Source organism: Arthrobacter sp. 210 2 (assembly GCF_059093025.1).
Map to the genome: position 1 here is coordinate 1 of NZ_JBNHIE010000010.1, position 11305 is coordinate 11305.

The following is an 11305-nucleotide window of genomic DNA, read 5'->3' on the forward strand; positions in this document are numbered from 1 at the left end:
TTGTTTTGTTGGCGGAAAAGGGGGGGAGTGAAAGAGGGTGGTCTGGGGGGCGGACCACCTGTGCCACCGTTTTGTCCTGCCTATTGCACTTGGCTGTCGGGAGGCCGGCGTCAGGCGACGTCCACGCCGCCAAGCTCCATCTCCGCCACGGCCTCCTCGAGGTCCCCGGCAATTCCCGCAGTCAGGGAACGGATCACGGTGACTGCATAGCCGGCCTGGACGGCGTCGAGCGACGTGGCCATCACGCAGTAGTCGGTGGCGATGCCCACCACCACAACGTCCTCCACGTCATGGCTCTGCAGCCAGTCGTCCAGGCCGATGGCGTCCTCGTCGGGAGCGAACCTGTCCACATCGTCGCCGCCGGGCAGGGCGCCGGGCTGGCGCTCTCCGGTGGGCACGGCGTCCTCGGGAGCCAGGAGCCCCTCGAAGCCGGAATACGCTGCGGCGTACTGGCCCTTCTGAAAGTACGCCTGGATGTATTCGGTATCCAGGTCCGGATGGAGCTCGGCGCCGCGGGTGCCGGCCACGCAGTGCGGCGGCCAGCTGTCCTTGAAATCAGGGTTCTCCGAGAAGTGGTCGCCGGGATCGATGTGCCAGTCCTGGGTGGCCACGATGTGGTCGAACTCGTTGTGGTGGGCGTCCACATAGTCGCTGATGGCGCCGGCTACCGCTGCACCGCCCTCGACGGCGAGCGAGCCTCCCTCGCAGAAATCGTTCTGGACATCGACGATGATCAGTGCACGCGACATCAGTTCTCCTCGTAGATGGTGGGGATGGCAGCCTCGCCGCGCTGCAGGCGGTTGACCACCGGCGGCAGTTCGGCCATCGAATCAGCGTGGCGCCGGCGCGCGCGGAGTACGCCTTCGTGTCCGGTCCATCCCGGCAGCAGCTCGCCGTTTTTCATGAACTGCTGCAGCAGCGACCGGTCATTGCCGTCATCCTCCGGGCGGCGGCCGACGCCCACGATCTCGGCGGTGGCAATGCCCCGTTCGTCCAGCTTGCGCAGCGCGTACTTGCGCCCGCCCACGCTGGCCTTGTTCTTGGCGGCCTTGGCGACGGAGACGAAGTCCCCGTCATCGTCGGTGCGGCTGACCAGCTTGTAGACCATGCTCGCGGTGGGCGCGCCGGAACCGGTCACCAGGGACGTGCCCACACCGTAGGAATCCACCGGGGCGGACTGCAGGGCGGCGATCGCATATTCATCGAGGTCGGAGGTGACCACGATCTTGGTGTTCTCGTTGCCGAGGTCGTCCAGGAGCCGGCGCACCCACTGGGCCTGGTCCACCAGGTCGCCGGAATCCAGCCGTACGGCGCCTAGCCGGGGACCTGCCAGGTCCACGGCCGTGCGGACGGCCGTTTCGACGTCGTACGTGTCCACCAGGAGGGACGTGCCGTCGCCGAGCGCGGCAATCTGCGCCTCGAAGGCGTCCCGTTCTGTGTCGTGCAGGAGGGTGAAGGAATGGGCTGCGGTGCCCACGGTCTTGATGCCGTAGCGGATACCGGCCTCCAGGTTGGAGGTGCTGTCGAACCCGGCGATGACGGCAGCGCGTGCCGCGGACGCGGCCGCTTCCTCATGGGTGCGGCGCGAACCCATCTCGATGCACGGGCGGCCGTGCGCCGCGCTGACCATGCGGGAGGCGGCGGAGGCGATGGCGCTGTCGTGATTAAGGACTGACAGGAGATAGGTCTCAAGCATGCAGGCCTCGGCGAACGTTGCCTCCACGATCAGGATGGGGGAGTTGGGAAAGTACGCTTCGCCCTCGGCGTAGCCCCAGATGTCACCGGAGAAACGGTAGGAGGCCAGGTATTCCAATGTCTGCCGGTTCACCACGTCGGTGCGCTCCAGGAACTCCAGCTCGGCCTCGCCGAAGCGGAAGTTGGCGATGCCTTCCAGGAGCCGGCCCGTGCCGGCCACGATGCCGTAGCGCCGGCCGTCGGGGAGCCGGCGGGCGAACGCCTCAAATACCGATTTGCGGTGCGCGGCGCCCGAATGGAGTGATGCCTGCAGCATGGTCAGCTCGTAGTGGTCAGTGTAAAAGGACGTGCGGGGATGGTCCCAGCCGGCAGAGGTACTCACGAAATTCACTCTAGTCCCCACCGGCTCCCACGTCTCGCTTCGCTTCGCCGCGGGGCCCTCGCCGTCGTGGGCCCATCCTCCCCATAGAATGGACAGATGACCTTAAGCGTTGCGCTCGGCCCTGATACGCAGGAGGGCACCCGGACCGGAACAGCGGAATCCACAGATTCCCTGACCGCACCGGACATCCCCTGGAACCTGGTGATCTGGAACGATCCCGTCAACCTCATGAGCTACGTCAGCTACGTGTTCCAAAGCTACTTCGGCTACTCGGAGAGCAAAGCGAACAAGCTCATGATGGAGGTCCACAAGAAGGGCCGTTCGATCGTGACCCACGGCAGCAAGGAACAGGTGGAACGGCACGCCGTAGCCATGCACGGCTTCGGGCTGTGGGCCACCGTGGAAAAAGCCAGCGGCGGTCCCGGCGGCAACTCAGGGAAGTCCGGCGGACCGGGCCAGGGCAAGGGGAAACGTGGCTAAGGCATTCAAGAACGGGCTGAAAGGCATCACGGGCTACCTCGAACCGGCTGAGCGGGAGCTGCTGCGGAGCCTGATCGATGATGTCATTTCCATGCTGCAGCCGGAGGACCGTACCGGCCAGGATCCCCTGGCTGCGCTCATTGGCCTGGACATGGACGTGGCTGAGCCGTCCGACCGTGCGGTCAAGCGCCTCCTGCCCAACGTTGTGAAGGACGACGGCGCCGCGTCCCTTGAGTTCCGCCAGCTCACCGAGCGGTCCCTGCGCGAGACGAAGATCGGGGCACTGCGGGCCGCCGCGCTGGATCTGGACAAAGAGGAGATCGTGCTGACGCCCGAGGGGGCCAAGCACTGGTCCATGGCGCTGAACGACGTCCGGCTGGTGCTGGCCGAGCGCCTGGACATCCGGGATGAGGAGGACGCCGAGCACGTCCACCTCATGCAGGACTGGTCCCAGGCCGAGGACGTGGAAAGCTACCTGGCCCTGGTCTACAACTTCGCCACCTGGCTGCAGGAATCGCTGGTCCAGGCCATGCTGCAGTCGCTTGAAAGCCGCCGTTGAGGGGTGTCCGCCACCGTCCTTGCCGGCCCTGTGACAAATTAGACATGAGTCGCGGGCCACAAGATGATGGCTGACGCTTCAGCGAGCACCTATCCTCGAATAATCATGACAACAGCCTCGAGCATGGACCCGTCAGCGGCAGCTGAACAGGCCTCCGCAGCCGGCGGCCTCCCGGCCGCCGCCTTGGAAGCACGCCCCATCGGCGTCTTCGATTCCGGTGTAGGGGGCCTTACCGTGGCCCGCTCCATCATCGACCAGCTCCCCAACGAGTCCATCCTCTATGTGGGGGACACCGCCCACGGGCCCTATGGCCCCCTGCCCATCGCCGAAGTCCGGGCGAATGCCCTGGGCGTGATGGACGAACTGGTGGACTCCGGCGTCAAGCTGCTGACCATCGCCTGCAACTCGGCGTCGGCCGCTGTGCTCCGTGACGCCCGCGAACGGTACACGGCCAAGTACGGCATCCCGGTCATCGAAGTCATCCAGCCTGCCGTCCGCCGGGCCGTGGCGGCCACCCGCACGGGACGCGTGGGCGTGATCGGCACGTCCGCGACCATCGGCTCACGCGCCTACGAGGACACGTTCGCAGCCGCTCCGGACCTCGCCATCACGTCCGTTGCCTGCCCCGAGTTCGTCAGCTATGTGGAAGCGGGCATCACCACCGGGCCCGCCCTGCTGGCCGTCGCGGAGGAATACCTGGCGCCGCTGAAGGCCGCCGAAGTGGACACCGTGGTGCTGGGCTGCACACACTACCCCCTGCTGACCGGCGTCATCTCCTACGTCATGGGCGCCGATGTGACTCTGGTGTCCAGCGCCGAGGAAACCGCAAAGGACGTGTACCGGGCCCTGGCCACCCATGACCTGCAGCGGACGGCCGGGACGCCGCCCGAACACCACTTCGTGGCCACCGGCGACGCCGCCCAGTTCGAGGCCCTGGCCAGGAGGTTCCTGGGCCCCGAGGTGCTGTCCGTCCGTCACGTCGACCATGTGGCAGCGCAGTACCCCACCGGAAGCCTGGCGCGGATCACCCCGGAAATGATTGCCGCCGCGCAGGCCGCCCGGAACCGCCCCCGGATCTCCAACTTCGTGGACACCGGCTTCGCGGATGCCGGCCGCTCCGGAGGTTCCGCCCTGTGAAGCTGACCATCGTAGGCTGCACCGGTTCGTTTCCCGGCCCCGGCTCGCCGGCGTCGTGCTACCTGCTGACCGCCACCGACGGCGAACGGACCTGGAAAGTTGTCATGGACCTGGGCAGCGGTGCGCTCGGTGCCATCCAGCGGTACACGGACCTTGAGGACATCGATGCGATCTTCCTGACGCACCTCCACCCGGACCACTGCATGGACCTTTGCGGCCTGCACGTAGCGGTCCGGTGGAAGCCGGGCGGCTGGGGCCGCGACCGGATCCCCGTTTGGGGGCCGGCGGCCACGGCGGACCGGATGGCCACCGCGTACGGCCTGGACCTCGACCCGGGGATGCACGAGGAATTCGACTTCACCAACTGGGCCGAGCGGCAGCCCGTGACCGTGGGGCCGTTCACCGTCACGCCGTTCGCGGTCAACCACCCCATTGAGGAGTGCTACGCACTCCGCGTCGAGGTGGTGGAGCCTGACAAGGACGGCAACCAAATCTCCCGCGTCCTGACCTATTCCGGCGACACGGACTCCTGCGCGGGGCTCGAGGAAGCGGCCAAGGACGCCGACCTTTTCCTTTGCGAGGCTGCCTTCGAGGAAGGCCGGGATGACGGCATCAAGGACGTCCACCTGACCGGCAAGCGCGCGGGGGAGGCCGCCGCCGCCGCAGGCGCCAGACGCCTCCTGCTGACCCACATTCCCGTGTGGACATCCCAGACCAACGTGATGGCCGAGGCGCGGCCGGTGTTTGGCGGGGACGTTGCGGTGGCCGTTGCCGGAGTGCATTACACCATCTAGGTTGTCCGGCGGGGTCCGGGCTCCCGGCAGCGGCCGGCGCCAGCTGCAGTGGATAAGCTAAAGGCATGACTTCTGAAGCAACTGCAGTGCCCATCGTGCGCGCCGACGGCCGCGCCCCGGACCAGCTCCGGCCCATCAGTATCACCCGCGGATGGTCCAACCAGGCTGAGGGATCGGCACTGATCGAATTCGGCAACACCAGGGTCCTGTGCACCGCCTCGCTGACCGCCGGCGTCCCCCGCTGGCTGAAGGGGGAGGGCCGGGGGTGGGTCACCGCCGAGTACGCCATGCTGCCGCGCGCAACGAACACCCGCTCCGACCGCGAATCCGTGAAGGGCAAGATCGGCGGCCGTACCCACGAAATTTCCCGGCTCATCGGCCGGTCCCTGCGCTCCATCATCGACACCAAGGCCCTGGGCGAGAACACCATTGTGCTTGACTGCGACGTCCTCCAGGCCGACGGCGGAACCCGCACGGCCGCCATCACCGGCGCGTATGTGGCGCTGGCCGACGCCATCCGCTTCGCCCGCGACAACAAGCTGATCGCCAGGAACGCACAGCCCCTCATCGACACCATTGCCGCGGTCTCGGTGGGAATCATCGACGGCGTCCCCATGCTGGACCTGCCCTACGTCGAGGATGTCCGCGCCGAAACCGACATGAACGTGGTGGTCACCGGCTCAGGAAAGTTCGTGGAGGTCCAGGGAACCGCGGAGGGTGCGCCGTTCGACCGGGCCGAGCTGGACCAGCTCCTTGACCTGGCACTGCTCGGCACCACCCAGCTCGCGGCCATCCAGCGCGAAACCCTGGCCGACACGCTGTGACCGCCGCAGGCGCCGCCCCGCGGCTGGTCCTCGCCACGCACAACAAGGGCAAACTCCGGGAGCTGCGTGAGCTGCTGCGGGGGCAGGTTCCGGGGCTCGACGTCGACACGCAGGTGGTGGACGCGGCGGCGGCAGGTGCCCCCGACGTCGTCGAAACAGGCGTGACGTTCGCGGAGAATTCACTGCTGAAGGCCCGCGCCGTCGCGCAGGCCACGGGACTCGTTGCGATCGCCGACGACTCGGGCCTCGCCGTGGACGTGATGGGCGGAGCGCCCGGCATCTTTTCCGCCCGCTGGTCCGGCAGCCACGGCGACGACGCGGCCAACCTGGCGCTCCTGCTCAACCAGCTGTCCGATGTTCCGGACCAGCACCGCGGCGCAGCGTTCGTGTGCGCGGCAGCCCTTGCCGTGCCCGCGGCGGACGGTTCGCCCGGGCGCGAGGTGGTGGAGTACGGGCAGCTGGAGGGCGTCCTGCTCCGCGAGCCCCGCGGCGCGGGAGGATTCGGCTACGATCCCGTCCTGCAGCCCGCCGGCGAGCACCGCAGCTGCGCCGAACTTTCCGCCGAGGAAAAGAACGCCATCAGCCACCGGGGCAAGGCGTTCCGCGCGCTCCTGCCGTCCATTGTGGAAGCGCTGGAGGCAACAAAGGCCTGACATTCCGGCCGCGCCCGGTGAACGAAAAAGGTGTGCTCCCCGGCCGGGGAGCACACCTTTTTTATCCAGTCACTACGGAAGGCGGGGCGTCTTCTGCTCGTCCTCCGGAGCGTGTTCCTCGATGAATTCGTCCACCGGGTCGGTGCCGTACGCCGCGGCCTGGCGCTTCGCGGACAGGCCGCGGAGGACCTCCACCCCGATGGGCAGGACCGACACCAGCACGATGACGATGAAGATGATGTCGAGGTTGTCGCGGACCCACGGGATGCGGTCGCCCAGGAGGTAGCCGAGCAGGGTAACGCCGCCGCCCCACAGCACCGCGCCGATGACGTTGTAAAGGAAGAACTTCTTCCGGTTCATCTGCGCCACGCCCACGATCACCGGGACGAAGGTACGGATGATGGGGACGAACCGGGCAAGGATCAGCGCCTTGCCGCCGTGCTTTTCGAAGAAGGCGTGCGCGTTCTCCACGTTCTCACGCTTGAACAGGCGGGAGTTGGGCTTGTTGAAGATGGCGGGGCCGGCCTTGGAGCCGATCAGGTACCCCGTCTGGTTGCCGATGATGGCGGAAATCACAATCAGCAGCGCGAACAGCCACACGTTGAACTTGATGGTGTCCGTTGCAACGAGCAGGCCAGCGGTGAACAGCATGGAGTCGCCCGGCAGGAAGAACCCCACCAGCAGGCCGGTTTCCGCGAAGACGATTCCGCACACAAGGAGGACCACCCACGGTGCGAGGGCAGGATCGGCCAGGAAGATCTGGGGGTTCAGCCAGTCGGGCAGGAAGGAGGCCAGCTGCGGCTGGACCGGTCCTGCCCCGCCCAGCATGGACACAGCGAGGTCGTTCATCACAGGAAAGTTCACCCCTCAAGGGTACTTGACAGGTTTGGCCGGCTTCCGGCGGTAAGGTTGGGCCGTGGGTTTGGACTTTACTGCGATCGACTTTGAGACGGCGAACGGCTTCCGGGGCTCGCCCTGCTCGGTGGGACTCACCAAGGTCCGGGGCGGGCGGATCGTTGAGGAAGCCTCGTGGCTGATGCGGCCCCCGCGGAACCACGACCATTTCGACTACCACAACGTCCGGATCCACGGCATCAGCGCCGCCGACGTCGCCGGGCAGCCCCGCTTCGGCGAACTCTTCGCCGAGATCGGTGCTTTCATCGGTGATGACGTGCTGGCCGCCCACAATGCGGCGTTCGACCTCGGCGTGATCCGCTCAGCCCTGGAGGTGTCGGGGCTTCCCGGGCCCGCCTACGACTATGTCTGCACCGTGATGCTGTCCCGGCGGTGCTATTCGCTGGTGTCCAACTCCCTGCCGTTTGCCGCCGAGGAAGCCGGTGTGCCCCTGGTCAAGCACCACGACGCCGCGGAGGACGCCCGCGCCTGCGCCGGCATCCTGATCGACATCGCGCGGCGCAACGGTGCCAACAGCCTCGCCGAGCTCTACCTCTCGCTCGGCCTGGTGATGCCCCGGCAACAGGCGTTCGACCCGGCCGTCGACGCCTTGTCCAAACCCAGCCTCGCCGCCGTCGCCGGCTCCTCTGCCAATGGCGCGGCGCTGGTCCGGCCGTTCCAGTCCGGCTGGCCGGAGGAAGGGATCAATCCTGACCCGAATCCGGAGGCCGAGCCCGGCCATCCGCTGTTCGGGCAGACCGTGGTTTTTACGGGCCAGCTCTCCATCCGACGCCCGGAAGCCAAGGTGCGCTCGGCCGAGGTGGGGGCCCGCACGGAAAGCCGGGTGACCGGCCGCACCACTGTCCTGGTGGTGGGTGACGGTTTTGTGGCTTCAGATCTCCGCTCGGGCCGGTTGACGGGCAAGGCGCGCCGCGTGCTGGAGCTCCACGAACGCGGACAGTCGATCGAGGTGCTGTCCGAGGGTGAATTCCTGCAGATGGTGGGCAGCTTTGCGGGAGCCACCGCGTAGGGCTGCCTGGTGCCGGGCTGCCCCGCCAGCCAGGCACGGCCGGGTTCACGGGACGCAATAAACCTTCCCTGCCCTTCCGCCCGCTCCTACCCTTGCACCATGTCCCTGTTTGCGTTCCCCAATCCCGTCAATGAGTACGCCGCCCGCGTCACGGCCGGCCTGGTTGTCCTCCTGGCGCTGGTCACCGCCGCGGCCGGCTCGGTGTGGGGGCTGCTGGCCATCGCCGCGGGTTTCTGGCTGCGCCTGCTGTTCGGTCCGCGGATTTCGCCCCTGGCTCTTCTGTCCGTGAAAGTCATCACGCCCAGGCTGGGGAAGGTGAAGCTGGTCCCCGGCCCGCCCAAGCGGTTTGCCCAGGGAATGGGTGCCTTCGTGTCAACCGCGTCCTTGCTGCTCTTCGCTGCCGGAGCCGTACCGGCTGCATGGACGGTGCTGGGCATCCTGGTCGTCGCGGCCTCCCTGGAAGCGTTCCTGGGCTTCTGCCTGGGGTGCGCGATCTTCGGACTCCTGCAGCGCCGCGGCCTCATTCCGGCGGAGGTCTGTGAGGCCTGCAACGACATCAGCCTTCGCCGGTTGTGACCTTCACCAGCTGGTCAGCCATGCCACGGATGACCTCCGGAGCTTCCAATGCTTCCAGCCACTCGCCGGGCAGGCAGTCCTCGCCGTAGTAGGCCCCCAGGATATTGCCGGCCACCGATCCGGTGGAGTCGCTGTCGCCGCTGTGGTTGACAGCCAGGGCCACCGCGGCACGGAAGTGACGGACAGGCAGGGGGTCCCGGCCGCCGGCGGCCGGGTCAGGGATGGTGGCCAGGACCGCATAGAGTCCGACGGCGAGCGCTTCCTCGGCCACCCACCCTTCGCCCAGGGTGCTGACAACTTCTTCCGGCGCCACAACGCCCTTGTCCGCCAGGCGGAGGGCTGCCGCAAGGCGTTCCGGCAGCTCCGGCGCCACATCGGTGAGGGTGGCGGCATGGGCGGCCACGCCGGCGGCCACCTCCTGCAGGCTTTCGCCGGTGACCAGGCGGTGGATGAGGAGGCTGAAGATTCCGGCGCTTTGGCGGGCGGACGGGTGGCCGTGCGTCAGTGAGGCGGCGTCGGCACTCAACTTGTAGACGGCGTCGGGCGTGATGTGCGGGATCAGTCCGAACGGGGCAGAACGCATCACCGTGCCGCAGCCCTTGGAGTCGGGATTGACGGGGCGCACGGAGGTTCCCATTTCTCCTGTTGCCAGTCCGGAGATGCAGGCCTTCCCGGGGTGGCGCCGCTGGTGGAGAACCGTGTTTCCGTCGATCCAGCGTGGCTGCGGGGCGGGTGCAGCCGGACCAGCGTCCTCACCCTGCGTGGCGAGCCAGCGCAGGTATGCCAGCCACAGGCAGGCGTTGACGTCCGCGCCGACGCCCGAGTTGGCCCATTCGAGGGCTTCCACGAGCCCGTCCACGGTGTACAGGGTCATCTGGGTATCGTCGGAGAAATGGGCGCCGTCGGGAAGCTCCGCAAGACCGGTGAGGCCCTGGGCCCCGAAGCGGCGCCGGATCTCATCGATCGCGTCGAACTCCACCGCGTACCCCAAGGAATCCCCCAGCGCGCCACCCAGCAGGCAGCCGTTGATGCGGGACTTCAGGGTGGGCGCGGAAGCGCGGGTCTCGATGCTCATGCAGTAAATTTACCGTGGCGGGGGACAGGCGCCGTCAGCCCTGCCAGCAAGACGTACCGTTCCGATAAACACGCCAGATAGAAGCACATCCAGCAGAAGCACAGTCCAGCAAACGCACAGTCTGGGCTGGAATAATGCTTGGGTTGCCCGGCGGCAGCACCCCGTACGCCACACACCAACCTGAAGGTTCCCCCATGAGCACGCCCGATCCAGCCCCACACGACAACCTGCCGGCAGGCAGTCCGGACGCTGCCCCGCCCGGGCTCCTGCCCAGGCTTGCTGCCGAGGGCTTCGGCAGCCTCTTCGTTGCGGTTGCCGGGCTCGGGGTGCCCCTCTTCAGCATCCCGCAGTCCAGCCCGCTGCCCGCGGCGCTCGCCGCAGGCCTTGCGGTGACGGCTGCGATGCTCGCCGTCGGCCACGTTTCCGGTGGCCACTTCAATCCGGCCATTACGCTGGGCCACCTCCTGGCCGGCCGGATCCGGGCCGGCGCAGCCGCTGCCTATGCCGCAGCACAGCTGGCGGGTGCCGCGGTGGGTGCCCTGGCCCTGCACGCGGTACTGCGCACGCTTCCCGGCATCGCCGACAGCCGGACGGCGTTTGATACGGTCACCGCCGGTTTTGGCGAGCACTCCATCATTTCCGCGCCACTGGCAGCGGTGCTGCTCCTTGAGGTCCTGGGCGCTGCCATCATCGTGGCCGTCTTCCTGGGTGCGGCCGCCCGCGACCGCATCAGTGGGGCAGCTGCCCCGGTTGCCGTTGGCCTGACCTTCGCTGCCCTGCTGCAGCTGGGCCAGGCGGTGGGCAACCTGCCGTTCAATCCGGCGCGGGCTGCTGCCTCCGCCATCTTCAGTTCCGGCTGGGCGCTGGAACAGCTGTGGGTTTTCCTGGCGGCGCCACTTGTGGGAGCTGCCATTGCAGGCCTCCTGTTCCGCAGTTTCCGGGTTGCAGCGTCCGCTGGCCCCGGCGCTGGCGCTGCAGCGACGACGACGGGAGCCCCCGCCGGGGAGGCCGACGACGAACACCAGGAAGTGCCCGGGGCCAGCGCGGCGGATGGAACGGCCAGCGCACCGGCGGACGGTGTGCAGGCGGACAAAGCCCAATCACGCGGTGCGCAGGCAGACAGCGAGGCGCAGGAGTTTTTCGAGGGCAAGCGGGCGTGATGCCGGCAACTGCGCCGGTTACGCACACTGTCAGTGGCAGCCGATA

General features: G+C 67.7%; 13 protein-coding genes. 9 read left to right on the forward strand and 4 right to left on the reverse strand.

Going from position 1 to position 11305, the window contains the following annotated elements; translation table 11 throughout:
- Positions 1-110: 110 nt before the first annotated feature.
- Complete coding sequence (locus AC5RWA_RS16960; protein WP_079597694.1) at positions 111-749, reverse strand: isochorismatase family protein; 639 nt, start codon at positions 747-749, stop codon at positions 111-113.
- Complete coding sequence (locus AC5RWA_RS16965; RefSeq protein WP_494058441.1) at positions 749-2077, reverse strand: nicotinate phosphoribosyltransferase; 1329 nt, start codon at positions 2075-2077, stop codon at positions 749-751. Before AC5RWA_RS16965 ends, AC5RWA_RS16960 begins: the two co-directional genes overlap by 1 nt.
- Before the next feature lie 96 nt (positions 2078-2173).
- Between AC5RWA_RS16965 and clpS the strand changes: the two genes are divergently transcribed.
- The 6 genes from clpS (at position 2174) to rdgB (ending at position 6524) form a co-directional block, all read left to right on the forward strand.
- Positions 2174-2557, forward strand: a complete 384-nt coding sequence (gene clpS / locus AC5RWA_RS16970; RefSeq protein ID WP_079597695.1) for an ATP-dependent Clp protease adapter ClpS — start codon at positions 2174-2176, stop codon at positions 2555-2557.
- On the forward strand, positions 2550-3116 hold the full coding sequence (locus tag AC5RWA_RS16975; protein ID WP_079597696.1) for a DUF2017 domain-containing protein: 567 nt from the start codon (positions 2550-2552) through the stop codon (positions 3114-3116). The genes clpS and AC5RWA_RS16975 overlap by 8 nt, the downstream gene beginning before the upstream one ends.
- Before the next feature lie 123 nt (positions 3117-3239).
- Entirely contained in the window at positions 3240-4253 is a 1014-nt protein-coding gene (gene murI, locus AC5RWA_RS16980) for a glutamate racemase (protein ID WP_275727437.1), read from the forward strand.
- Positions 4250-5047, forward strand: coding sequence for an MBL fold metallo-hydrolase (locus AC5RWA_RS16985; protein WP_494058442.1), 798 nt, complete (start codon positions 4250-4252; stop codon positions 5045-5047). Before murI ends, AC5RWA_RS16985 begins: the two co-directional genes overlap by 4 nt.
- 65 nt (positions 5048-5112) lie before the next feature.
- Positions 5113-5871 (forward strand): ribonuclease PH, encoded by a 759-nt coding sequence (gene rph / locus AC5RWA_RS16990; protein ID WP_079597699.1) that lies wholly within the window; start codon positions 5113-5115, stop codon positions 5869-5871.
- Entirely contained in the window at positions 5868-6524 is a 657-nt protein-coding gene (gene rdgB / locus AC5RWA_RS16995) for an RdgB/HAM1 family non-canonical purine NTP pyrophosphatase (protein WP_494058443.1), read from the forward strand. The genes rph and rdgB overlap by 4 nt, the downstream gene beginning before the upstream one ends.
- A 72-nt stretch (positions 6525-6596) precedes the next feature.
- On the opposite strand, the gene AC5RWA_RS17000 is transcribed toward rdgB, so the two are convergent.
- Positions 6597-7373 (reverse strand): DedA family protein, encoded by a 777-nt coding sequence (locus AC5RWA_RS17000; RefSeq protein ID WP_079597756.1) that lies wholly within the window; start codon positions 7371-7373, stop codon positions 6597-6599.
- 67 nt (positions 7374-7440) lie between these two features.
- Between AC5RWA_RS17000 and AC5RWA_RS17005 the strand changes: the two genes are divergently transcribed.
- Positions 7441-8448: a 3'-5' exonuclease gene (locus tag AC5RWA_RS17005; protein WP_079597701.1), complete on the forward strand. Its 1008-nt coding sequence runs from the start codon at positions 7441-7443 to the stop codon at positions 8446-8448.
- Between the two features lie 99 nt (positions 8449-8547).
- Positions 8548-9024 carry a DUF4395 domain-containing protein gene (locus AC5RWA_RS17010; protein ID WP_079597702.1) on the forward strand — a complete coding sequence of 159 codons (477 nt, stop codon included), beginning with the start codon at positions 8548-8550 and terminating at the stop codon, positions 9022-9024.
- Here the strand turns inward: AC5RWA_RS17010 and AC5RWA_RS17015 are convergent.
- The gene (locus tag AC5RWA_RS17015; protein WP_494058444.1) at positions 9005-10099 is read right to left on the reverse strand and encodes an ADP-ribosylglycohydrolase family protein; all 1095 of its coding nucleotides are present in this window, start codon (positions 10097-10099) and stop codon (positions 9005-9007) included. The genes AC5RWA_RS17010 and AC5RWA_RS17015 overlap by 20 nt on opposite strands.
- Positions 10100-10293: 194 nt before the next feature.
- On the opposite strand from AC5RWA_RS17015, the gene AC5RWA_RS17020 reads away from it, so the two are divergent.
- On the forward strand, positions 10294-11259 hold the full coding sequence (locus tag AC5RWA_RS17020) for an aquaporin (RefSeq protein ID WP_494058445.1): 966 nt from the start codon (positions 10294-10296) through the stop codon (positions 11257-11259).
- The last annotated feature ends 46 nt before the right edge of the window (positions 11260-11305 follow it).